Genomic DNA, 23238 nt, shown 5'->3' with positions numbered 1-23238 from the left:
CGCGAACGAATCCCGGTACCGCTGATCAAGCGTCGATTGCCGTCCGGTCGCGGCGCGATGCTGCAGCCCAATGTGACCGGAGATGATGATGCCCGACTTAGCGGCCGCTTCTGGGGAGTTGTGTTGGCTACCGGTGTCGCGGCGGGACTGCTCGGCGATCTGATGATGCTGATCTTGTTCTTGGTTGAACATGCGGCCTTCGGTGTCAACGAAAGAGGAGAGACTTTTCAGCAGGCGGTCACGCACGCCAGCGGTTGGCACCGGGTGACACCACTGCTGATCGGCGGCGTGTTCGGCGGGGTTGCTTGGTATCTGCTGCGCCGCTACACCCGCGGAAGAACGTCCGAGGTCGACGAGGTTTTGTGGACAGGCGAAGGTCGACTCTCGGTGCGCCGCAGTTTCGGCTCAGCGGTGATCTCTGAAATTGTGATCGGTCTGGGTGCTTCGCTTGGGCGTGAATCCGCACCGAAACTACTCGGCGCCGTGTCGGGCAATGTGCTGTCCGGTTGGACACGGCTGACACCGGCGCAGTGCCGGCTGCTGGTGGCGTGCGGAGCAGGTGCCGGCCTGGCTGCGGTCTACAACGTCCCGCTGGGAGGCGCGCTGTTCGCCGCCGAAGTGTTGATCGGGTCGGTGAACCTGCCGGTGGTTTTGCCCGCGCTGGCCTGCGCCGCGACAGCGACTCTCACCTCCTGGCTATATTTGCCGAGCCACGCGGTCTATCTCAATGTTCCCCACTACCCTTATGAGACAAGGCTTCTCGTGTGGGCAGCGGTTGTCGGCCCGATAGTGGGTTTGCTTGCGGCCGGATACATCAGGGTTATCGGCTGGATTTCGCATCATCGGATCAACGGTTGGCCTGCGATCTTCACACCGCTGGCCGCTTTCTCGGTGCTCGCCCTGATCGCGCTGGCGTATCCTCAACTTTACGGGAACGGCAAAGGCATGGCCCACCATGCGTTTCTCGGGCTGGGCAGCCTCGCGCTACTGGCCGCGCTAAGTGTGCTCAAGCCCTTCGTCACAGCGCTGTGCCTGGGTAGTGGAGCCTCAGGTGGACTCTTCACGCCGGTGCTGAGTACCGGCGCAGTGCTGGGCGGAAGCCTGGGACTTTTGTGGGGATTGGTCTGGCCCGGCAGTCCCGTCGGCGCATACGCGTTGATTGGTGCGGCGGCGACGATGGGCGCTGCCATGCAGGCACCATTGGCCGCGCTGGTCTTGGTACTCGACCTCACACACAGCGGTCTAGCCCTGGTGGTTCCCATGATCGTGGCAACCGTCTTCGCGACGACCACCACCCGCTGGGTCGATGGATACTCCATTTACTCCGCGCGGCTAAGTGGCGCGGTGAATGCCGTAGATTAGCGCCGCTCCGTCAATGCAGGGCAAGCGTCCGACCACCCATGCGAGTTAGCTGCCAACCACTTTGCCCGCTACACCGGCAACGATAATGAGGAAGAGGATTGGATGGACGCCGGGTTCTAAGCGGCCGGTGGCCAAACCGAAAAGCATGATGATCAGCTCCGATGGTATTGGTATGCAAGCAGATTCTGCTGCCATGAGAACAAAGATGGCAACAAGGCGGTAGCTGGCGGTGAATTGCTGCACGAAGATCGACTCCCAACTGTGGTCGACTTCGATGCGCTGACCGCTTGCCCAGCGCGTCTGAAGTCAATCCAGCGGGGCGTGGACACCGTGCGGCACCGATGTTAATTGCGGCTTTCATCAGCCGGCGGACGGCGAGCGCGGAATCACTGTGGGACGCATGTCGTAGTGCGGGGTACCGCCGGCTGGGACGCGGCCGGCCATGTTCGCTACCGGCATCAGCGGCATCCCTGCGGGCCCGCTTACCGGCGGGGCGCTGGGGCTGTTGGCCGGTAACCCCGCAGCGACGGGGCTTACCGCGGGCGCTGTCGCGGCGGACCAGCTCTGCGGCACCGACAACGGCCCCATCGAGACAGCGCTGCCCATACCGGCCGACACCGCAGGCACGGCCGACCCTAGGTTCGCTGCTGGTCCTGCCGCCCCCGTCGACGCAACCAGAGCGCCCGCCAGCGCCGGTCTCGCTGCCGTAACCGCCTTGCTCGCGGCGCCAGTCGTCGAGCTCAGAGACTTCAGCATGTTCACCATCGACAAGCCCCTCATCGGCATCATCGACATCATCGATACCGGGTACATATATGACTTCAGGGAGTCCAGAGCCGACGATGCCGATGTGGACGATGTGGGCGACGCCAGGCCCTGCAATGCCTGAGGTGCCGCAGTGGTAAGATGTGACAGCATTGCCTGCGCATCTGTCCCGGCGGAGGTGCCGGTGGTTTGGGCGACCGTGACGGCTTGACTGGCCGGTCCGGCCGGATTGGTCGTCGTCGGTGCTGGGCTGAACGGCGCCACTTGCGAGGTGACCGCCGCCGAGGCCCCGGCGTAGCCGTACATGGCAGCCGCGTCCTGGGCCCACATTTCGCCGTACTGCGCCTCGGTCGCTGCGATCGCGGGCGCGTTCTGCCCCAGCACATTGGTCGCGATCAGCGCCATCAGCTGGGCGCGGTTGGCGGCGATCACTGGCGGGGGAACCGTCATCGCGAACGCGGTTTCGTAGGCGCCGACGGCCGCTTTGACCTGGTTGGCCGTCTGCTCGGCTTGTGCGGCGGTGGCGTGCAGCCAGGCCACGTAGGGCGCGGCTGACGCAGCCATCGCCGTCGACGACGGGCCCAACCACGACCCGCCGGTCAGACTGGCGATCACCGACGAGTAGGAGACCGCCGCCGAACCGAGTTCGGCGGCCAATTCGTCCCACGCCGCCGCGGCGGCCAGCATCGAGCCGGGGCCGGGCCCGGAATACATTCGCGCAGAGTTGATTTCTGGCGGCAACATCCCGTAGTCCATCGCTACACACCTCCTTCAGGCGATCGTGTTGACGCGGCTGGTTTTCTCGGTTTGCTGGTGACAAAAGACATGGACTTCTCCTCAAGACAAGGACTTTCGTTACGGAGACAGACCGACCGGCCATTGCGGCGCCGCTAACATTCGCCGCGTTCGCGGACGCGGGTGGAATCAAATGTGATCCGCGTGATCGCTCGAGTCGAAGCGTCGCGAGCGAGTGCGTCGGAGCTGGCGTCGGTCAGTGCTCACCGGCCGTGGTGACATGACACGACGACCGGTGCTGACCGATCAGCGACGGGCGACGCAGAACTGGGTCAAGAGATCTTGCCCGGAATGATCCGGTGTCGGCGTGCGGGCTTGAGTGCCGCCCGGCCAGCACCACACCGGTGGCAATGAAATCGGCGATGGTGAGGCCTGCGATACCGGCGTCATCCGCAACTGAGTCGGCGGCCGATCGCGATGTAGCCCCGCGGACTTGAACGGCGCATGACTTGCGGGTGACGAGGCGTGGTTGAGATGCGCTTGGTCGATGTGGACAGCGGCGAGCGACTTCACCGCGGACGGCGGTGTGTCGGGGGTGCCCCGTTCGAACCGCAGCAACCAACAGCCGACGACGGCGGCCAGCACGCACACAACCGCGGCAATGGCGATGCTCGATCGCGGCCGCGACGGTCGGTGCGCCTCGCTGAATTTCACAGTGCCTCAACTGTAGCAGCGCGCACGGGGTACAGCAGGGCTGTTAGCAGCACCTGTTGGCGCCCAGCGATTTCACCGCTATCCGGCGGCGGGCGGGTGTGCCACCACGGTGGGCCGGAATCCGTATCGCGGGGCGGTGCCGTTGATGCCGTGTCCGGCGGCACCGCCCAACGGAACCGGGGGCATACCTGCCGCGACTGCCGGAGGGGCGGTGAGGGGGGTACCCCCCAACAGCGGGGCCGGGGGGCTTATCGCCGGAACCGCCGGTGCCCAACTGGGTGGTACCGAGAGCGGACCTATAGTCGCCGCGCGTCCCACGCCCGCGGCGACCTCGCCGAGGCCTCCCAGCCCGCCAAGACTTCCCAGCGCGCCCGAACCAAGCGCGCTTTCGGCAGCCGCGACTCCCGGAGCACCCTCAACCGCGCTTGCAGCATCACTCGTCGCGGCACCGATCCCCGCAAGGGCGAGGAAATCGCACAGGGCAAGGTTGCCGGGGGAGTAGAACCCGGACGAGAAGATGGTGTTCCAGAGGTTGTTGTTCAATCCCAGACCGCCCGAACCTAACAGCCCATCCGGAAACAACTCACCCAGCAATCCCGACGATCCAGACGTCGACGTCGCGGACGACATAGGCGAGGAGAGTCCCTGCAGCGCCTGGGGAATCGTGGACATCAACTGCGACAGTGTCGTTGGCGTGCTTGTGCCGACGGCATGGGTGACAGCGGCGGCCTGGACGGCCGGCGCGACCGCATTGGTGGCTGGCGGGGGCTCGGTGAACGGCGTCAACGTCGAGGCCGCTGCCGACGCGCCGGCGTAACCGTACATTGCCGCGGCGTCCTGGGCCCACATTTCGGTGTAGTGGGCCTCGGTCGCCGCAATCGCCGGGGTGTTCTGCCCGAGGAAGTTCGTCGCGATCAGCGACATCAACAGGCTGCGGTTAGCGGCGATCACCGGCGGGGGTACCGTCATCGCGAATGCGGCGTCATAGGCGACCGCCGCCGCTTTGGCTTGGGTACCGGCCTGCTCAGCTTGGGCGGCAGTGCTGGTCATCCATCCCAGATAGGATGCGGTCGCAGACGTCATCGACGCGGACGCTGGGCCGCGCCATCCGGTGGTCAGGCTCGAGATCTCCGCACCGTAGGAGATCGCCGTGGAGTGCAGGTCGGCGGCCAGTGCGTCCCAGGCCGCTGCAGCGGCCAGCATCGGACCCGATCCTGGTCCCGAATACATTCTGGCGGAATTGATTTCCGGAGGTATTACTGCGAAATCCATTGCCACGCACCTTCTTCAGCTCGCTGCGATCACGTTAGCTGCCTCGGTGGCCGCATACGAATTAGCGCTGAGGACAAGGACATTCACCAGTGACTCGTGAACTGCCGCAGCCTGTGCACTCACAGCTTGATACATCTGTGCATACGCGGCGAATTGCGCTGCGGTCAGGGCCGAGACCTCGTCGGCAGCGGCGGGAATCACCCCGGTTGTCGGGCCCGCGGCGGCAATGTTCTGAGCGTTCATGGCCGATCCAATGACCTGCAAGTTTGCCGCCGTCGTCGACAAAGTGTCCGGTACGATCATGACAAATGACATGGTGTTCTCCTTGTGGAATTGGGCTCGGAAACGATGCCCGGTGCCTACCGTTGCGTCATGGGTCACGCCAGCCGCCCACGTCCTCACACTGCGATGGCGTGCGTATGCTGATGCGGCGCAGGCTAATTTAAACGGCGCAAACTACACCGGGACCGGGTCGGAACGAAGCGGTCATCAATTACGGTTTGTGGTTACCGGTTGGTTAGTTCTGGCTCCCACCTCCTCACGGCCAGGGTCAAACCGCGGTTTCAGTGCGGGTGAGCTCATACCGGGATGGCGAAGTCTGGCGAGCTAGGACGGATATGCGCGACATCTGGCGTCAGTGTCCTAGCACCGCAGGTTATTTGGCAAACATATCATCCGAGGATGTTCACCCGCCGTACTGGAACTTCAAGCCCGTCAACCCGAATCAAACACGGTGGTGATCGCGGCTTGAAAAGGATCCAAGCCGGGTGTTGGCCACGCTTTAGGCGACGCGCTGCGCCGACACGCTCCACTTCTCCTCGATGCGTCCGTAATGCCAAATCAACAGGGCAACAGCCCATGTCAGCACGAACAGTCCGACGATGATGAAGCCGATAGCGTTGAGGTCTATCCCCCCAATCCAATCCCAAACTGGGCCGTTCCAACCGAGTTGATCGGCGAGCAGGCCAAGCAGTTCGATGCTGCCAATCAGTAGAGCGACCGCAACCGATAGCCCGGTGATAGTGATGTTGTAGTAGACCTTGCGCACCGAATCGGAAAACGCCCAGCCGTAGGCGAAGTTCATAAATGAGCCGTCGATGGTATCCAACAAGCACATCCCGGCGGTGAACAGCACCGGCAGACACAGGATGGCATACCAGGGCAGGCCGGCTGCAGCGCTGGTGCCCGCCAGCACCAGCAGCGCGACCTCGGTGGCCGTGTCGAAACCTAGCCCGAACAGCACACCGACCGGATACATATGCCACGACGCGCCGATCGATTTGGTGAAGCGGCCCAGGAACCGGTTCAGCAATCCGCGTTTGTTTAGCTGTTCTTCCAGCTCTGCCTTGTCGTAGATGCCGCGGCGCATTCGCGCGAACACTCGCAGGATGCCGACCAGGATCACGACATTGACGACGGCGATCAAATACAGGAACACGCCCGAGACACTCGTGCCGATCAAACCGGTGTAGTGGTGCAGCGCCGAGGAATCGTCCTTGAGCGGTCCGACGATCGCCTTGATGCCGACCGACAGCAGCAATGCCAGCCCGAAGACCACCGACGAGTGGCCCAGCGAGAAGAAGAACCCCACGGCGAGCGGCCGCTGGCCGTCATTCATCAGCTTTCGCGTGGTGTTGTCGATGGCGGCGATGTGGTCAGCGTCGAACGCATGCCGCAGCCCCAGGCTGTAGGCGGTCAGACCGATGCCGACACCGAATGCCTTGTCGCCGACGGAAAGGTGCGTCGGCTCGACGATCAGGACCAGGGTGCACCAGCCAACGACGTGCAGCCCGACGATCGCCGCGGACATGGCGCCCAGGAGCAACCATTCGTCCGGCGTCAAAGCCTCGCGCACCCTTGCCCACGGCGTTTGCCGGGGTCCGAGCGCATCACCGGCCATATCGCTTCTCCTCGTCCGAGAAGAAATCCCAACCCGCGACGACCTTAGCTCGCGGCCTGGCTCTATGCCGGCGATTCGCAAGAATTCTGCAAGTACTTCGCAAGTAATCTCGTTGCGGCGCGAATTGCTACCCTTGCGGGCGGCGAATTCGATATCGGCCGGGGTGAGCATCTGGCTGGCTGCGGCCCGACGCGCCGAAGTCAACAGATTCGGGGGCGGGCCAAAGGTAGTGCTGCCAGATTGCCGTCCGCGCCTTCGCATCCGGGGGTCGGACCCGGATGATGTAGTCGAATCGCCCGGGCCGCAGAAACGCCGAATCCAGTTACAGCACCGAGTTTGCCGCGCAGACGAGCAGCCGCTCGTCGCGCTATCGGAACACCGCGATCAACTTGAGCAGCTCGTTGGTACCCTTCCGCTCGCGGCGGGTAAGGCCGGTTAAAAGACGTGTGCCAGGCGCTTGTTGGTCACTTCCAGCTGGCGGGCAGTGGTGTCGGACAATGCCTGGACCTGCTCAGGGCGCAGCCGCCCGCACAGCCGGCCCCAGTGGATAGCGACGTCGTCACCGACGGCCACGTCGGGCACCGCGCTGTACCCATCGGCCCACACATCGAGCGGACGCGGTGACGGTTCGGAAAGCGCCAGTGCGTGACCGTCCCAGACCAACCGACGGCACGACACCTCGACAGTGTAGCTGTCGCGGGAAAGTACTGTGCCCCAAGTGATTCGGCAATTGTCCAGGACGCCCAACGGGTGCTCGTCGAGGCCGTGTCCCAGCAACCGTGACCACGGGTACACCCCGAACACGTGGAAGCTGTGATTGGCGGCGGCCTCGTTTGCCATATCCGGGCCGAGATGCGACCAGTACCGGCCCGCCTGCGGACCGATGATGGCGAGAAGCTCGTCGAGAAACGCCGCTGGTTCCAGGTCGGCGCCCACACCGCCACCGTGCCAATACGACTCGACGAGCCGATAATCGAGCGGATTGGTGATGCCGGTCATCTTCGACAGCACCAGCAGGTAGGGCCAGGCGCCAGAGAACTTCGCCGCCGCGGCCCGCACCTCGTCCACCGAACCGTCACGCAAGGTCGCGCCCAGCGGCGGGCCGCAATACCCGAGTGCATTGGGCGCGTAGGCATACCGGGCGAACATCTCAACCCCGCGGGTATCCACCGACACGGTCAAGTCCGCGAACCCACCAGCTTGACCGCGTCCCGGTGCATGCGGCCGAAGTTGTAGTAGGCAGCGCACGCGCCCTCGGGGGACACCATGCAGGTCCCGATCGGGGTCTCCGGAGTGCACGCAGTGCCGAAAACCTTGCATTCCCAAGGCTTGAGCACACCCTTGAGCACCTCACCGCATTGGCAGGCCTTGGGGTCGGCAACCCGCACGCCGGGCATGTCGTAGCGCAGCTCGGCGTCAAATTCGGCGAAGTCGTCGTGCAACCGCAGCGCGCTCTGCGAGATGAAGCCCAGCCCGCGCCATTCGAAGTGCGGGCGCAGCGCGAACACCTTGCCCATCAGTGCCAGCGCCGCCGGGTTGCCGTTTTCGGGCACCACCCGCTTGTACTGGTTTTCCACCTCGCAGCGGCCCTCGCGGATCTGGGTCAGCAGCATCGCGACCGACGCCAGGATGTCCAGCGGCTCGAATCCCGAGACCACCAACGGCTTTCCGTAGACGTCGGGCACGAATCGGTACGGCCGGTTCCCGACGACGGTTGACACATGCCCGGGCCCGATGAACCCGGAGAGCCGCAAGTCTGGTGATTCCAGGATGGCCTTGATCGGCGGAATGATCGTGACGTGATTGCAGAACACGGAAAAATTGCTCAGGCCCAGATCGCGCGCCCGCACCAGTGTCACCGCGGTCGACGGTGCGGTGGTCTCGAAACCGATCGCGAAGAACACCACTTGCCTGTCCGGGTTGTCGACGGCGATCTTGAGCGCATCCAGCGGTGAGTACACGAACCGCACGTCGGCGCCGCGCGCCTTGGCATCCAGCAGACTGCCGTTGGAGCCGGGGACCCGCATCATGTCGCCGAAGCAGGTGAAGATGACGTCGGGCTGTTCGGCCAGCCACATTGCGTCGTCGATGCGGCCCATCGGGATCACGCAGACGGGGCAGCCCGGGCCGTGGACCAGCTCCACGTTCTGCGGCAGCATGTGTTCTATGCCGTGCCGATAGATGGTGTGGGTGTGTCCGCCGCAAACTTCCATGAACTTGAAGTGCTCACCGCCAGCGCCGGCCAGGTGCTCGATTGCCACCAGCAGTTTGCGGGCCGCCGCCGGATCGCGGAACTCGTCGACGAATTTCATGGTCACTCCTAGACGATCGCGGACTTGTCGAAGGCTTCCATTTCGGTGGCGTAGGCGTCACCCATCTTTTGGACCGCGACCAGCGTGAGCAAGGCTTCGGTCTCGTCGATCTTGGCCATCGCGAAGCCGACGTGGATCAGCACCCAGTCGTCCGGTTCGGGCATGTCCTTTTCCAGCAGCCGCACGCTGATCGTGCGCTGCACCCCACTGACGTCGACTTTCGCCAAATAGTTGGCAGGATCGGTGATTTCGACGACCCTCCCGGGAATCCCAAGACACATCTGAGTTACTTCCTTACTGTCAACAGATCCGCGGCAACGGGTCACCTACAAGCATGTCCACGATCCGGGTACCCCCGAATCCGGTGCGTACCACGACGGTCTCCTCTGGTTCGGCGATGATCTCCCCGACCTCGGCCGCTTCGGCGCCCAACGGATGGGACCGCAACGCAGCCAGTCCGGCTTCGGCTTCCTCCGGCGCGACGACGGCGACGAACTTGCCCTCGTTGGCGACGTAGAGCGGGTCGATGCCCAGCAATTCGCATGCGCCACTGACCATCGGGTGCACCGGCAGCTTCTCCTCCTCGAGCAGTACCCCGAGACCGCAGGCCTGGGCCAGTTCGTTGCAGACGGTGCCCACGCCGCCGCGGGTGGCGTCGCGCAGCCAGCGGGTAGACGGCGCCGCCGCCAACAGCAACTCCACCAATGGGCTCACCGAGGCGGTGTCCGAGCGGATGTCGGCCTCGATCGCCAAATCGCCGCGGGCCAGCATCACTGCCATTCCGTGGTCGCCCATGGACCCGGATAGCAGCACCTTGTCGCCGGCGCGGACCGACTGTGCCGAGAGCTGCCGTCCCTCGGGAATGACGCCGGCGCCGGTGGTGGTGATGAACAGGCCGTCTGCGGCACCGTTGGGCACCACTTTGGTGTCACCGGTGACGATCTGCACGCCGCACGCCGCCGCCGCTGATGCCATGTCGGCGACGATCTCCTTCAGCTCGGCGATCGGCAAGCCTTCCTCGAGCACGAATGCTGCCGAGATCCATTGTGGCACTGCACCGGTCACGGCGAGATCGTTGGCGGTGCCGTGCACTGCGAGTTCACCGATCGAGCCTCCGGGAAAACGCCTGGGCTGCACCACAAACGAGTCGGTGGACAACACGATCCGCTCGCCGCCGGGCAAGTCGATGACCGCGCCGTCGCCTAGTGACGCCAGCAGCGGGTTGGCGAACGCCTCCATGAACACCGCGTCCACCAGGGCCGCCGAGGCTTTGCCGCCGGCTCCATGCGCCAGGGTCACATGGTCGTCGAGCAAGCGGGGGCGGCGTCTGCGGAACGACTCGATCCGCTCGATGACGTCGCTCTCGGCGAATTTCGGCCCCGATGCCAGGTATTCGCTTGCTGATTTAGGCATTAGGCAACCGCTTCCATCTGTTGGTGCACCGCCAGCCACAACTCGTAGCCGAGCAGCGCCTGGGCTTCCTGGATGCGGTGCACGCTTTGTGAACGAACGACGAAACAGGCGTCGACATCCGGGCTTTTGGCGAACGCGCCACCGTCGTATCCGGCGAAACCGACGGTGTACAGGCCGCGATGACGCGCTTCGGCAAGGCCCGCCATCAGATTCGGTGAGCTGCCGCTGGTCGACATCGCGATCGCGATGTCGCCCGGCTTCGCTCGTGCGATCAACTGCCGGGCGAACACCAGCTCGAATCCGACGTCGTTGCCGAGCGCAGTCAAGATCGCCTGATCGGCGGTCAAAGCCCATGCGGGGAGCGGCTTTCCGATTGGCGGCCGGGCAAACATTTTCGCGAGCGTCGTGGAATCGGTGCAGCTGCCGCCGTTGCCGAAGGTGAACAACCGCCCCCCGGCCGCGAAACGGCGTGCCATCTCGCCGGCGGCGGTGGCCAACAATTCCGCGTTGGATTCCACCGTGGACCGCCGCAGTGCCAGGCTTTCGGCGGCCTTCGCCTGCGCCGAGGCGGTGAGATCGGCCAGCAGCGACGTGGCGTCGTCTTCCTGCGCGTCGATGAACGGGTACAGAAAGTTGGTCGGTTCGTCGGTCATGTCCGCGGCTCCTCCTCGAGGCGGTGGATCGCCGTCCCCGCGTGTAAGAGCACGAGATCGCCCGGCTCGATCGGCTCGACCAGCGTGGTCGCGACAGTTTCGACCCCTCGGGCGGTACGTACCTCGGCGGTGCCGTCCGCCGACGTCGCTGCCACCTCACCGAGGCGGCCCTCGTCGCTGCAGATTGTGCAGACCTCTTCTGCAGCAGCCGGTTTCAGCAGCCCCGGGTGCTCGAAACAGACGTGGGTCAGTTCCCACAACAGGTGGTAGAACAACACAAAACCGCCGGTCGCGGGCACCCTGGGATCGGGATCGTCGAGCCACAGCACGTGATCTGCCATTCCGGCCGGCGGCCGTTCACCGCTGCCGATCCAGACGCTGGTGGCGCCCCAGGCGGGGCATCGGCGCATCACCGATCGCACCTCGGCATTGTCGGCGCCGCCGACGCCGACCACGATGTCGCCGGGACGGACCGACACCCTCACCAGGTCCACCACGTCGGGCCCGGTCAACGCGACCGCCGGCAGCGCCCGCTTGCCCACGATCACCGGGTGGATGAACTCGACCGCGATGTGCAGGGCGTGCGGCTCCCACCCCGGTGCAATGGACCACATCGTGGCACCGGCCGCGAATCGTTTGGCAAGAGTGAGCGCGGTGGCGGCGAGGTCGGCGGTCAGGTCGGCGCCGAGTCCGCGGTCAATCGCGGTGGTAGTCATAACAATTGGTCCTCCAATGCAGTCAGCACCGACACCGCTGCTTGGCCGAGCGCCAGCCCACCGTCGTTAGGCGGCACGATGTGATGAGTCAGGACCTCGAAGCCCGCCTGCTGCAGCCGTTCTCGGCAGGCGCGCAGCAGCAGCACGTTCTGGAACACCCCACCAGTGAGGCCCACCAATTTCACCGGGCCGGCCACCAGAGCGACCGCCTCGGCGACGGCGGTCGCGACCGCCTGGTGGAAGCCGGCCGCCAGCACAGCCGGTTCGGTTCCCGCGCGCAGCTCCGTCACCATTGCCCGCACCAAGCCACGCGGGTCGATCACGCCATCGGCGCCCACATCCAGCCGCAACTGCGCAGTGCTGCCTGCGGTTTCGGCCAGCACCTCGAGTTCGATAGCGGCCTGGGCCTCGTAGTCGATGCGGTGACGGATTCCGAGCAGGGAGGCGATCGCGTCAAACAGCCGGCCCATGCTCGAACACGGCACACAGCCGACACCGCTGTCCAACTGCGAGCGCACAGCGGACAGCTCGGCGGGCGTCGCGGCCGTCACCGGGGCCAAATTCGGGCTCCAGTCGATGCTGGCGATCCGCAACTGCGACAACGCCATCCGCCACGGATTGCGCACCGCGGCATCCCCGCCCGGCAGCGGCACCGGCATCAGATAACCGACCCGGGTGAACCGGTGGCTGTCGCGGCCCAGCGCCAGGATCTCGCCGCCCCAGATGGTGCCGTCGCAGCCATATCCGGTGCCGTCGAAGGAGACCCCGATGATGGGTTCGCCGATTCGGCCGTGCTCGGCCAGCAGCGAGACGACGTGCGCATGGTGGTGCTGGACGAGATCCAACCGGCGATCACCGGCGTGGCGCTCGGCCCAACTGCGGGTCTGATACCCCGGATGCAGATCGGCGGCCAACCGCACCGGCTGGTGCCGGATTTCGCCGAGCTGGTCCACTGCGCGCTCGAATGCCCGGAGCGTCTCCAGCGTGCCCATGTCACCGATGTGCCCGGACATGAACGCGCGCGGGCCGTCTGTGAGGCAGAACGTGTTCTTCAGTTCGCCGCCGACAGCCAGCACGGCAGGGCCCTCGCGGCCGAGGTCGACGGGCAGCGGCGCGTAACCCCGGGAGCGGCGGATCGGCAGTTCCCGGCCGTCGAGGACGCGCACCACCGAGTCGTCGCAGGGCACCTGGATCGGCCGGTTGTGGTCGAGCACCGCATCGCAGAGCTGTGGAAGCCGTTGGGCGGCATCGTCTTCGGTGAAGCAGATCGGATCGGCGGACCGGTTGGCGCTCGTCAGCACCAAGGCATCGGGCACCGCCGCCAGCAGGAGGTGATGGATGGGCGAGTACGGCAACATCAGCCCGAGCAGCGGGCTGCCGGGCGCAACGGCCTGCGCTACTGGCGCGTCCGGGCGCCGCGGCAGCAACACGATCGGCCGTGCCGGACTCGATAGCACCGCCGCTTCGGTGTCGTCGATCCACGCGTATCGGCGGGCGACTTCCAGATCGCGCACCAGCATGGCAAACGGCTTCGCGCCCCGCGCCTTTCGGACCCGTAACGCGCCGACGACCGCGTCGTCGTCGACGACACAGGCCAGGTGGTAGCCGCCGATTCCCTTGATCGCAACCACCGCGCCGGCGGCCAGCGCCTGTTGCGTTGCCGCCAGCGCGGCATCCGATCCGTCGACTCGCCCGGAGCCGGAGCGGAACCACAGCGACGGCCCGCAGTCCGGACAGGCGATCGGCTGGGCATGGAACCGCCGGTTGCTCGGATCGTGGTATTCGGCCGCGCACAGCTCACACATGGTGAACCCCGCCATGGTGGTGGCCGGACGGTCGTACGGCAGCGCGCGGATGATCGTGAACCGCGGCCCGCAGTTGGTGCATGTCACGAACGGGTGCCGGTAACGGCGGTCGTGGGGATCGAAAAGCTCGCGCACACAGTCGTCGCAGACCGCGATGTCGGGCGGAATCGGCGTGATGGCCCCGGCGACCGTTTGGCTCTCGACGATCCGGAAACCGGTGTCGCAAGTGGGCTCGACGTTGACGACGGAGACCGCGGTGATCATGGCCAGCGGTGGAGCCTCCGCCCGCAGCCGGCGGCCGAACTCGTCAATGCGCGCAGCCGGCCCTTGCACCTCGAGAAACACCGCGCCGGAATCGTTTCCGACAAGTCCGGCCAGACCCAGATCACTGGCAATCCGGTGCACAAACGGACGAAAGCCCACCCCCTGAACGACACCGGTCACGGTGAACCGCTGCCGAACATCTCCGGATCGGAGCAACACGTCAGTCATGTCAACCCATCACCGCCGCGGCCCATCAACTCGAGACCGGCCATCGCCTGCTCGGCGCCGGCCCGGTCGGTCTTCTCGACCACGAAACCCATGTGGATGATGACCCAGTCGCCGGGTGCGAACGTCTCCTCCGGCAGCATCCCCACGTTGACCTTGCGCTGCTCGCCGGCGACGTCGACCAGCGCGAGTTGCCCCCCGTAGCCGTCCAGCATCCGGACGACTTGACCCGGAATTCCCAGACACATCTGTCAAACCTCCCGCCCGTCGTCCTCGGTGCGCAGCATCGCCACCGCCGACTCGACCGCCTGCACCGCGCCCGGAACGGCGGCTTGGACGATCTCGCTCAAGCCCAAGCCGTCGGTGACGTCGGCGACCTCACACCCCACGACGACGGTCCGGGGTACGACGCCGCCGAGAGCCCGAAGGCTGGCGAACACCGCCGCCGGATCCATACTGTGACCGTCTAGACCCGCTGTGCTCGAAAGGGTTTCATGGTCGGCTTCGAAGACATGGACTGTGCCAGGTGAGCCCTGGTTGGGCACGGCGTCGACAAGCACCAGGGCGTCCCAACCGTCAAGGAGGTCGTAGGCCAAGTGCATGCCCCCGATTCCGTAGTCGGTCGCGCGCACTCCATCGGATCCGGCAACCCGATCACACACATAGCGCATCACCTCGGGTCCGAAGCCGTCGTCACCGAGGAAGATGTTACCGATACCGGCTACCAAGATGCGCGCGGTCATGAACCGCCTACATGTGGCGGATCTTCAGGTAGCGCCGGGCATCCGGGAGCGACATGACTCCCATCGTCACCGCTACCAAGGCGATCACTGCCAGGATGCCGATAAACACCCAACCAAGGATCTCCATGTCGATTTCCTTTCTTCACCTGTGTTGCGGTTCCAGCGGTTCGACTTCGTCGGGCGAGAAGTACAGGTAGCGGCCATACCAGTCGTGCAGGTCCGCCGCCGGGTCGTCCTCGACGACGACGCCGACGTGCTGGTTGCCGTCGACGTCCTCGTGCACGGACGTGACGCGAGCGGTTTTGCCCGCGAAGAAGACGTCTTGCGCGTCGGCGCGGCGGCCCGGATGCAACCGGACGCGGCTGCCGCGAGCCACGCGGACGCCGTTCACCAACACCGCATCGGTATCCGGGCGAACTGCGCTGTCGGCCAGCGGATCCCACCACTCGACACCTTCGGGTATCTCCGGAATCAGGCCGGCAACCTGGTGCGGATCGCGCAGTACGCCGTGCAGGCGTTGCAACGCCTCCGTCGACATCGCGTCGCAGCGGTCGATGATCTGCGCGGCCAGCGGATCGGTGGCGCGCGCCGCAGCCTTCTCTTCCTCGGTCATGGTCATCACCCGCAGCGTGAGGATCTCGTCGATCTCCGTGGCGTCGTAGAGCGCCATGTCGCTCTGCTCGGCGATCTCGGGATGGTCGTAGAGAATGATCGGCGAAATCAGCAGCAGATCGTGCTCGCCGGGAGGGCCGGCGAGCACCGGAAAGCATCGGTGCTGCCGGCAGCGCTCAGCGGCCGCCGAAGCGTGTTCCGGCGGATCGAGCAATGAAATGAACTGGCCGTCAACCGTTTCCGCGATGACATGGGTCCCGATCAGGGACCTGGAAATCGCGTCGGCCTTGTCAGCCGCCGCCGCGCCGGTGTTGCACACCGTGAGCGTGACACGGTCCAGGTTGCCGTCGCGCTCCACCGCGACGGTCAACGACGCGCGGATCTCCTGCCTGGTGCGCACCAGCCGACCACCGTCGACCGGTTCGATCTCCGTTCCCGGTGGCACCGTCACCGGCAGCGTCCATTGCCGCGGAATGTCAGCCAGCTCCAGAGGGCCGAACGACAATTCACGTTCGACAGCCTCATCCCAGGAGAGCCACGATCCTGACGGCGTAATCAGCTCGTCGACCGGGTGGTAGTGCCCACCCCCGCCGTCGCGCTCGGCGCCGCGGTGCTGCAGTTGCAGGAACCGCACCACCAGCGTGATGGCGCGGGCGTTCTCGACAAGAAATTGTGCGGACAGATTGTCTTGCTCACCGAGTCCGGCGTCGGCCGCACCGGGTGGGCCCAGAACCCCGAATTGCCAACGGGACTGGTTCTTGGTCGACGTCGCGCGGTACGGGTAGAGCAAGTAGCCCTCATAGAGCACGGCGTCGGCGACGGCGCGGGCCCGGTCCCAATTGACGCTCATCGGACCTCCTCGCGCGCCGCGGCCAGTAGCGCGTTGACCGCATCGTCGATATTCAAAAGGCCGCGCGCCGACTTGTAAGCGACCAGCGCCGCCGCGGTGTCGTGCGAAAGGCGGACCCATCCGCTGTTCGGGTAGTGCTGGGCGATCAGCTCCCGCCACACCGAGACCGGCATGTGGTAGCGGTCTTCGCAGTCCCACGGCACCTGCCGCACCGAAAATCCCCGCTCTCCGGCGCTGAATACCGTTCCGCTGAACAGGAATTGCAACGGCACGGCTCCGTCACGTAACGCATGCAAGTACTTGGCGGCGGCGACCTCGAAGTCGTAGGTGCACTCCAGGGCGAGCGCTACCTCGGTGACGCCGGTGAACCCCGGCACCATCGCCGCGCAGTGCTGCCACAGGAATGTGTGTTGCGTGGTGGCCCAGCGTTCGCGCGGCCCGAACAGGTCGGCCAGTCCCACGGCCTCGTCTTCGGAATACCCGCGCCGCAGCGGGTCGATGCGGACCTGGCAGCGCAGCGCGATCGCATGCACCGGCTCGTCGCCGGCCGCCGAGATAGCCACCCGCGCGGCCAGGATCGGAGTGGCCGCGTACGGTTCCGGGGCGACGTCGACGACGGTGAACGTCAGACCGGTCACCGTCCTTGCTCCTTACTGCGGGCGGCGAGCCTGGCGAAGAACTCGTCGATGAAATCGCGGGCCTGCTGCCCGCCGTCGAAGCCGCGCCACAACTTTCGCAACCCGCCGACGAACTCGTAGCAGGTGTCGATCGGCACCAGATAGCAGATCGGTTGCCCATCGTCAGGAACCCGCACCAGCAGCGCTTCGACGTCGTCGGCTAGCAGATCCACCCGCGGTTCGGCGGCGGCGATCGCACTCCACGCGTCGAGGTCGAGTTCGGACTCGGTGGCGCCGGCCGGCCCCGGATAGAACGCGACGGTGCGCCCCAGGGTTGAGTTGCGGAAAAAGAACGCCAGCCCGACCGGGATCTGCAGCGCGTCCCAGGCGCGGCGGTCCAGCGCGAAGTCGGGCAAGGCGAGATAACGGTCCGGGACCGCACGGTAGCGCAGCTGCGCTTGCGAGTCGGTGAACAACAGGTAGCAGGCCCGGCAGACGCACATCAGTTGCCGCCCGGCCACATTCACCACATGTTGGTGCTCGTCGGCGATTGGGTCGGCGCACATCTCACACCGTGGGCCCGCGGGCTCAGGCGCCCGCCGGTTGCTGGTGATGCGCGACAGGATGTCGAACGGACTGGTCATGCCGGAGCCCCCATCGGCTCGGCGGGGACGGCGAGGGACAACACGCCGTCGCGGGCCAGCAGCGGGATGGGATCCAGGTGCGCGCCGTGGTCGTCCAGGCCGGCGCCGGCGTGCACGACGTCGAAATGCGCGTGACAACCCGGACAGCTCAGCCGCTCCTCGTGCAGTTCCGCGCCGGCCAACGATTCGTCGCATGCGGGGCAGTGGTCGTGGTAGGCGTACAGCTGGTCCCCGACCCGGCAGGCCAGCACCGAGACGCCGTCGACGGTGAAGCCGCCGATTTCGCCGGGAGCCAGCTCGGCCAACTCGGGTACCTGATGCCACGCGGTGCCGGTGGAATGGACTTTGGCCAAAAGGGTTTCGGCGGGGATCAGCGCCGCCTCGGCTTCGGAGCTCACCACTTCGATCGACGAAATCTCCGGCGCGGCAGCACGGATCGCGTCTTCGACGGTCAGCTCCAGCGTCACCGCCGACGACGGGCAGCTCGTGCAGCTGCCCGTGAACCGCAGTCGTACCGTGTCTTCGACGATGTCGAGCAACCCGACATCGCCGCCGTGGGAACCCAGATACGGCCGGACCCGCTCGAGCGCGTCGGAGACCCGCCGGTATACGTCATGCGGGTGGAGGCCGTGCACCAGCAGCAGGCTGGCCACCAGGTCGTCGGTGGCGAGACGCTCGACGATCGCCGGATCGTCAACCAACTCCACGATCCGCGACAGGCTTGCGCCGTAGAGTTCGACTACCTCGCGAACCAATTGCTCGGCGCGTTCGCGTACGGCAGCCCCGCCGGTTGCGGTCGCGTCCAGCAGTGTCTGGATCCGATCGCCCGCCGTGCGCCATCGCGCGTCCCCCTGTATCTCCTCGGGGCGATCTGCCATGCATCACTCCATCGTTTGCGTCGGCGAGTGCAGTCGTTCCAGGGTCTTGCCCTTGCCCAGGTACATGTGCACACCGCACGGCAGGCACGGATCGAAGCTGCGCACCGTGCGCATGATGTCAATCCCCTTGAAGTGCTCCCGGTCGTTCTCCTCGAAGATCGGCTGGCCCTGCACCGCGTCCTCGTACGGTCCCGGGGTGCCGTAGACGTCGCGCGGGTTGGCGTTCCACGGGGTTGGCGGATACGGGTGGTAGTTGGCGATCTTGCCGTCCCGGATCACCATGTGGTGGCTCAGCACTCCGCGGACCGCCTCGGTGAAACCACAGCCAATGGCTTCGTCGGGCACCTCGAACTTCTCCCAGGTCTTGGTGCGGCCGGCCCGGATCTCCGCGAGCGCCTTCTCGCAGAAGTACAGCGCGCACCCCGCCGCGTAGGCCTGGAAATACGTTCGCGCGCGGTCGCGTTCGATCGTGTTAGACCCGTGCTCGGGGATCTTCCACTCCAATTCGACCGGGCCCCGTAGCGCGGTCTTGGGGAAGTTGATCTTCACACTGCGGCCGGTGGACTTGACGTAGCCGATGTCGACCAGCCCGGCCAGCGCCGTTGCCCAGAGCCGGGCCAGCGGGCCGCCGCCGGTGTCCAGCGCGAGGTGATCTCCGTTGTGCAGCCAACGCGGCGACATCACCCAGCTGTAGGGCCCGCCGTCCATGTCCCGCTTGGCCGGATGTGGGTTGGTGTGCTGGTTCCACGGGTGCCGCCGGTCGACCGGATTACCCAGCGGATCGTTCCTGACGAACATCTCCTGATCGGTCCAGTCGTCGTAATACGAACTGCCCAAAAGGATCCGGATACCCAGATTGATGTCGACCAGCGAGTGGGTCACCAGCTTGCCGTCGACCACCACACCGGGTGTGACGTACATGGCGTTGCCCCACCGCTCCATGTCCTTGTAAGCGAAGTTGCAGACCTCGGGATCCTGGAACGAGCCCCAGCAGCCCAGCAGGGTGCGCCGCAGGCCGACCTTCTCATACCCCGGCATCGCCTCGTAGAAGAAGTCGAACAGGTCGTCGTGCATGGGCACGACCTTCTTCATGAACTCGACGTAGCGCATCAGCCGGGCCATGTAGTCGGTCATCAACTGCACGGTCGCGGTGGTGCCGATACCGCCGGGGTACAGCGTCGACGGGTGCACGTGTCTGCCTTCCATCAGGCAGAACATTTCCCGGGTGTACCGGCTGACTTGCAACGCTTCGCGGTAGAACTCGCCGGAAAACGGGTTGAGTGACCGCATGATGTCCGCGACGGTCTTGTACCCGTGCATGTCCGCGTGCGGCGCGGCGGTGTTCTCGGCTTTCGACAGCACACCGGGATTGGTCTCGGAGACCATCTTCTCGCAGAAGTCCACCCCGACCAGATTCTCCTGGAAGATGTTGTGGTCGAACATGTATTCCGCGGCCTCGCCGAGGTTGATCAGCCATTCGCCCAAGTGCGGCGGCTTGACCCCGTAGGCCATGTTCTGCGTGTAGACCGAACAGGTGCAGTGGTTGTCACCGCAGATACCACAGATACGGCTGGTGATGAAGTGCGCGTCGCGAGGATCCTTGCCCTTCATGAAGATCGAGTAGCCGCGGAAGATCGACGACGTGCTGTGGCATTCCACCACTTCTTTGTTGTCGAAGTCGATCTTGGTGTAGATCCCAAGACTGCCTACGATCCGGGTGATCGGATCCCACGCCATCTCAACAAGTTGGCCGGGCTCCCGCTTGGCCTGGGTCGGCTCGGGAATGATTCTTGTCATCGAAGTTCACTCTTTTCTTCGTCTGAACGGTGTTCGCGCCCTACCAGGTGCGGCGCGCACCCGTCGTGAGTTCCTTGCCCTTGTGCCGCCAGCGCGGTTCCTTGTCGAGAGTGCGGTTGGTGACCCCGCGCAGGTTGCGGATCAGCGAGCCGTACAGCCCCGACGCAGTGGACGAAATCTTGCCGCCCGGCGGCTCGTCCATGAACGGCATGAACTTGTCCGGGAAGCCGGGCATGGTGCAGCCGATGCAGATGCCACCGACATTCGGGCAGCCGCCAATGCCGTTGATCCAGCCACGCTTGGGCACATTGCACTTGACGACGGGACCCCAGCAGCCAAGCTTGACAATGCATTTCGGAGATCCGTACTCAGTGGCGAAATCGCCCTGCTCGTAGTAGCCGGCTCGGTCGCACCCCTCGTGGACGGTCGCGCCGAACAGCCACTGTGGCCGCAACGCGTCATCGAGCGGGATCATCGGGGCCTGCCCGGTCGCCATGTAGAGCAGGTAGGTGAGGGTTTCGGCGAGATTGTCCGGGTGGATCGGGCAGCCGGGCACGCAGACGATCGGGATTCCGGCCTTGCTCTTCCAGTCCCAGCCCAAATAGTCGGGGACGCCCATCGCCCCGGTCGGGTTGCCGGCCATCGCGTGGATGCCGCCGTAGCAGGAGCAGGTACCAGCGCAAACGATTGCGGTCGCCTTCGGGGCGAGCCGGTCCAGCCACTCGCTGGTGGTCATCGGCTGGTCTGTCGCCGGGTTGTTGCCGAACCCGCACCAATACCCTTCGTCCTTGATCGCCTCGTTGGGAATCGAGCCCTCGACGACGAGCACGAACGGCTCCAGTTCACCGCGGTCGGCTTTGAAGAACCACTCGAGGAAGTCGTCGGCTCCTCCGGTCGGACCACATTCGAAATCGATCAACGGCCAGTGCACGGCGATTTTGGGCAGCCCGGGGAGCGCGCCAAGCGCAATTTCCTCGACACTGGGTTGGGTGGCGGCAGTCAACGCCACCGAATCACCGTCACAACTGAGGCCCGCGTTGATCCACAGCACATGGATCAATGTTTCTTCCGCTTTGACTGCTGCTTCCGTTGGCATTACGCAGCTTTCCGGGGCCAGGGGTTGGGCTGTGGCCCCTGACGCCGCCGGAGTCGGCCGTCGGCCCGCTTACGCGGCGCTATTACCTGGGTCTACTCCGGCTTACTTGCGTTGTCAACGGTTGGCTGGCGTAATCCAAAAGCTTTCTGCGGGCTTCTCGGATTCGCCCTATTGCGGTGCGCGACAGCGTATTCTGGGGGCACTCAAATACCAGCGACGGGGCGCTAATTTCCGCATGTCGAATTAACGGTATGTGGACCGTCATGCAAATTGATTGCATCTGAATGCCAATTCGGCTTTCAACAATGCCGTCTTTTCACCCGACGGGGGCCGCCACGAACCGTCGCAGCCAGCCGAACCAGGCCGGCATACCGTCGCCGGTGCGGGCGCTGACCGGCAGGATCGTCGCCGTCGGATTGACCTCGTGGACGTGGGCGATGTAATTGTCGACGTCGACGTCCAGGTGTGGCACCAGGTCGATCTTGTTGAGCAGCACCACGTCCACGGCACGGAACATCACCGGGTACTTCAACGGCTTGTCGTCACCTTCGGTGACCGAGTAGACCATGGCCTTGGCGTGCTCGCCGACATCGAATTCGGCTGGGCAGACCAGGTTTCCGACGTTTTCGATGATGACGAGGTCCAGGCCGGCCAGATCGAGTCCCTGCAGTGCGCGGTTGACCATCGGCGCATCGAGGTGGCATTCGCCGCCGAACCCGTTGCCGGTATTGAGCAGCGATATCTGCGCGCCCCGGCCGCCGAGCTTGGCGGCATCCAGGTCGGTGGCGATGTCGCCCTCGATCACCCCGACGGCGAACTCGCCGGCGAGCTCGTCGAGCGTGGCCGCCAACACAGTCGTCTTGCCCGAGCCGGGTGAGCTCATCAGGTTGAGAGCGCGAATTCCGTTGCTCTCGAACGCTTTCCGGTTGTAGTCGGCCCGGACGTCGTTTTCGGCGAAGATCGATTCCAGCACGTCGATGCGTTGGGAGCCGGTGTCGTAGCCGCTGTGGTCGCCGTGGTCGTGGCTGTGTGGGTGATCGCCGTGCTCATGGATGTGCACGGTGCCGTCGTCGTGTCGATGAAACCTACCCATCGTGAGCACCTTTCATGAAACGTCCAGTGATGTCACCAGGAATTCGTCACCATGCAGCACCTCGACGTCTGCGCTGCCGCAGTGCGGGCACAACAGTGACCAGTGCGAGGTGATGGTCGAGTCACGGCTGCACGACCGACACTTGACCTCGGCGGCGACGAACTCGAGTTCAAGCTCGGTGTCGGGCATGTCCTCGTAATCCCGGACCAGCGTCCAGCAGAACGACAGCGAATCGGGAACCACCTGGCGCAGCGCGCCGATCTTGACGCGGACAACGTCGACGTGACGGCCGTCGGCGTACGGTTTGACCACCCCGGCGATCGCCTGGCACAGCGACAGCTCATGCACGGTGGCTCACCACCGTCCCCACAGTGCCCTGGTCGCCGGGCGGGCCCATGATCACCGTTCTACACCGCTGAGGCCGTCACAACAGAGTTATCCTGAACCGGCGGGGCGCAATCATGAAGCGGGATGAGCTGTTCGCCTCGATCGAGGCGACGCGCCCCGGTCGCGATGACATCGTGTATCTCGAGCGGTGCGGCGATGAGTACGAGTGGCGGATCCTGCCCGCCGGCGCCGAGGTCACCTCGCCCACCGATGAACCCGATGTGTGGATGTCGTTCTCCGCGCTATGGCCGTTGGACGACCCGGAGCAGTTGCGGGCGTTCTTCGACGATCTACTCGCCGAACTGGAGTCGATGGCCGCCCATACCGATCGATGTCGCTGGCCGATTGACGAGCCGTGGCCACACACGCACTGATCGACGAACCG

The 23238-nt window shown here is 65.2% G+C and carries 25 protein-coding genes and 1 pseudogene; 2 read left to right on the top strand and 24 right to left on the bottom strand.

What is annotated here, in order from left to right; translation table 11 throughout:
• The first annotated feature begins 57 nt into the window (after nucleotides 1-57).
• Complete coding sequence (locus tag AWC14_RS05660; protein WP_045382559.1) at nucleotides 58-1362, top strand: chloride channel protein; 1305 nt, start codon at nucleotides 58-60, stop codon at nucleotides 1360-1362.
• 45 nt (nucleotides 1363-1407) lie between these two features.
• Here the strand turns inward: AWC14_RS05660 and AWC14_RS05655 are convergent, their stop codons facing one another.
• The 24 genes and pseudogenes from AWC14_RS05655 to AWC14_RS05545 form a co-directional block, all read right to left on the bottom strand.
• Nucleotides 1408-1605, bottom strand: coding sequence for a hypothetical protein (locus AWC14_RS05655; protein WP_052425646.1), 198 nt, complete (start codon nucleotides 1603-1605; stop codon nucleotides 1408-1410).
• A gap of 117 nt (nucleotides 1606-1722) precedes the next feature.
• Complete coding sequence (locus AWC14_RS05650) at nucleotides 1723-2883, bottom strand: PPE family protein (protein WP_045382512.1); 1161 nt, start codon at nucleotides 2881-2883, stop codon at nucleotides 1723-1725.
• A 285-nt stretch (nucleotides 2884-3168) separates the two neighbouring features.
• Nucleotides 3169-3576: a putative copper homeostasis (lipo)protein LpqS gene (gene lpqS / locus AWC14_RS05645; RefSeq protein ID WP_052425645.1), complete on the bottom strand. Its 408-nt coding sequence runs from the start codon at nucleotides 3574-3576 to the stop codon at nucleotides 3169-3171.
• 78 nt (nucleotides 3577-3654) lie between these two features.
• Nucleotides 3655-4848, bottom strand: a complete 1194-nt coding sequence (locus AWC14_RS05640) for a PPE family protein (RefSeq protein ID WP_081968244.1) — start codon at nucleotides 4846-4848, stop codon at nucleotides 3655-3657.
• Nucleotides 4849-4863: 15 nt separating this feature from the next.
• Nucleotides 4864-5163 carry a PE family protein gene (locus AWC14_RS05635; RefSeq protein ID WP_045382550.1) on the bottom strand — a complete coding sequence of 100 codons (300 nt, stop codon included), beginning with the start codon at nucleotides 5161-5163 and terminating at the stop codon, nucleotides 4864-4866.
• 466 nt (nucleotides 5164-5629) lie between these two features.
• Complete coding sequence (gene nicT / locus AWC14_RS05630; protein ID WP_045382507.1) at nucleotides 5630-6748, bottom strand: Nickel transporter NicT; 1119 nt, start codon at nucleotides 6746-6748, stop codon at nucleotides 5630-5632.
• A gap of 435 nt (nucleotides 6749-7183) precedes the next feature.
• A complete protein-coding gene (locus AWC14_RS05625) occupies nucleotides 7184-7930 on the bottom strand; it encodes a DUF6390 family protein (protein ID WP_268811723.1) in 747 nt (248 codons plus the stop codon).
• On the bottom strand, nucleotides 7927-9060 hold the full coding sequence (hypD, locus tag AWC14_RS05620; protein ID WP_045382547.1) for a hydrogenase formation protein HypD: 1134 nt from the start codon (nucleotides 9058-9060) through the stop codon (nucleotides 7927-7929). The genes AWC14_RS05625 and hypD overlap by 4 nt, the downstream gene beginning before the upstream one ends.
• An 8-nt stretch (nucleotides 9061-9068) precedes the next feature.
• Nucleotides 9069-9341 (bottom strand): HypC/HybG/HupF family hydrogenase formation chaperone, encoded by a 273-nt coding sequence (locus AWC14_RS05615; RefSeq protein WP_045382501.1) that lies wholly within the window; start codon nucleotides 9339-9341, stop codon nucleotides 9069-9071.
• A 19-nt stretch (nucleotides 9342-9360) separates the two neighbouring features.
• Complete coding sequence (gene hypE / locus AWC14_RS05610) at nucleotides 9361-10473, bottom strand: hydrogenase expression/formation protein HypE (protein ID WP_081968243.1); 1113 nt, start codon at nucleotides 10471-10473, stop codon at nucleotides 9361-9363.
• A complete protein-coding gene (locus AWC14_RS05605) occupies nucleotides 10473-11126 on the bottom strand; it encodes a D-sedoheptulose-7-phosphate isomerase (RefSeq protein WP_045382498.1) in 654 nt (217 codons plus the stop codon). Before AWC14_RS05605 ends, hypE begins: the two co-directional genes overlap by 1 nt.
• Nucleotides 11123-11842 (bottom strand): HypC/HybG/HupF family hydrogenase formation chaperone, encoded by a 720-nt coding sequence (locus tag AWC14_RS05600; protein WP_045382495.1) that lies wholly within the window; start codon nucleotides 11840-11842, stop codon nucleotides 11123-11125. The genes AWC14_RS05605 and AWC14_RS05600 overlap by 4 nt, the downstream gene beginning before the upstream one ends.
• Nucleotides 11839-14139, bottom strand: a complete 2301-nt coding sequence (gene hypF / locus AWC14_RS05595; RefSeq protein ID WP_045382492.1) for a carbamoyltransferase HypF — start codon at nucleotides 14137-14139, stop codon at nucleotides 11839-11841. Before hypF ends, AWC14_RS05600 begins: the two co-directional genes overlap by 4 nt.
• Nucleotides 14136-14384, bottom strand: a complete 249-nt coding sequence (locus AWC14_RS05590) for a HypC/HybG/HupF family hydrogenase formation chaperone (protein WP_045382489.1) — start codon at nucleotides 14382-14384, stop codon at nucleotides 14136-14138. Before AWC14_RS05590 ends, hypF begins: the two co-directional genes overlap by 4 nt.
• Before the next feature lie 3 nt (nucleotides 14385-14387).
• Entirely contained in the window at nucleotides 14388-14879 is a 492-nt protein-coding gene (locus tag AWC14_RS05585; protein ID WP_057003470.1) for a hydrogenase maturation protease, read from the bottom strand.
• 7 nt (nucleotides 14880-14886) lie between these two features.
• Nucleotides 14887-15006 (bottom strand): DUF6893 family small protein, encoded by a 120-nt coding sequence (locus AWC14_RS30155; RefSeq protein WP_428838946.1) that lies wholly within the window; start codon nucleotides 15004-15006, stop codon nucleotides 14887-14889.
• Nucleotides 14964-16341 (bottom strand): annotated as a pseudogene (locus AWC14_RS05580) (hypothetical protein). The gene AWC14_RS30155 and the pseudogene AWC14_RS05580 overlap by 43 nt, the downstream one beginning before the upstream one ends.
• On the bottom strand, nucleotides 16338-16979 hold the full coding sequence (locus AWC14_RS05575) for a DUF6084 family protein (RefSeq protein WP_045382481.1): 642 nt from the start codon (nucleotides 16977-16979) through the stop codon (nucleotides 16338-16340). Before AWC14_RS05575 ends, AWC14_RS05580 begins: the two are co-directional and overlap by 4 nt.
• Complete coding sequence (locus tag AWC14_RS05570) at nucleotides 16976-17602, bottom strand: DUF5947 family protein (protein ID WP_045382478.1); 627 nt, start codon at nucleotides 17600-17602, stop codon at nucleotides 16976-16978. Before AWC14_RS05570 ends, AWC14_RS05575 begins: the two co-directional genes overlap by 4 nt.
• Complete coding sequence (locus tag AWC14_RS05565) at nucleotides 17599-18480, bottom strand: NifU family protein (protein ID WP_045382475.1); 882 nt, start codon at nucleotides 18478-18480, stop codon at nucleotides 17599-17601. Before AWC14_RS05565 ends, AWC14_RS05570 begins: the two co-directional genes overlap by 4 nt.
• Nucleotides 18481-18483: 3 nt before the next feature.
• Nucleotides 18484-20277, bottom strand: a complete 1794-nt coding sequence (locus AWC14_RS05560) for a nickel-dependent hydrogenase large subunit (RefSeq protein WP_045382472.1) — start codon at nucleotides 20275-20277, stop codon at nucleotides 18484-18486.
• A gap of 40 nt (nucleotides 20278-20317) precedes the next feature.
• Nucleotides 20318-21373, bottom strand: coding sequence for an NADH-quinone oxidoreductase subunit B family protein (locus tag AWC14_RS05555; RefSeq protein ID WP_045382470.1), 1056 nt, complete (start codon nucleotides 21371-21373; stop codon nucleotides 20318-20320).
• Between the two features lie 316 nt (nucleotides 21374-21689).
• The gene (gene hypB, locus AWC14_RS05550; RefSeq protein WP_045382468.1) at nucleotides 21690-22466 is read right to left on the bottom strand and encodes a hydrogenase nickel incorporation protein HypB; all 777 of its coding nucleotides are present in this window, start codon (nucleotides 22464-22466) and stop codon (nucleotides 21690-21692) included.
• A gap of 12 nt (nucleotides 22467-22478) precedes the next feature.
• On the bottom strand, nucleotides 22479-22814 hold the full coding sequence (locus AWC14_RS05545) for a hydrogenase maturation nickel metallochaperone HypA (RefSeq protein WP_045382465.1): 336 nt from the start codon (nucleotides 22812-22814) through the stop codon (nucleotides 22479-22481).
• A 113-nt stretch (nucleotides 22815-22927) separates the two neighbouring features.
• Between AWC14_RS05545 and AWC14_RS05540 the strand changes: the two genes are divergently transcribed.
• A complete protein-coding gene (locus AWC14_RS05540; protein ID WP_045382462.1) occupies nucleotides 22928-23227 on the top strand; it encodes a hypothetical protein in 300 nt (99 codons plus the stop codon).
• Nucleotides 23228-23238: the final 11 nt, after the last annotated feature.

The sequence above is a fragment of the Mycobacterium kyorinense genome (assembly GCF_002101735.1).
In the GTDB taxonomy this organism is placed as follows: Bacteria; Actinomycetota; Actinomycetes; order Mycobacteriales; family Mycobacteriaceae; genus Mycobacterium; species Mycobacterium kyorinense.
This window is presented reverse-complemented; position numbering and strand designations above follow the sequence as displayed.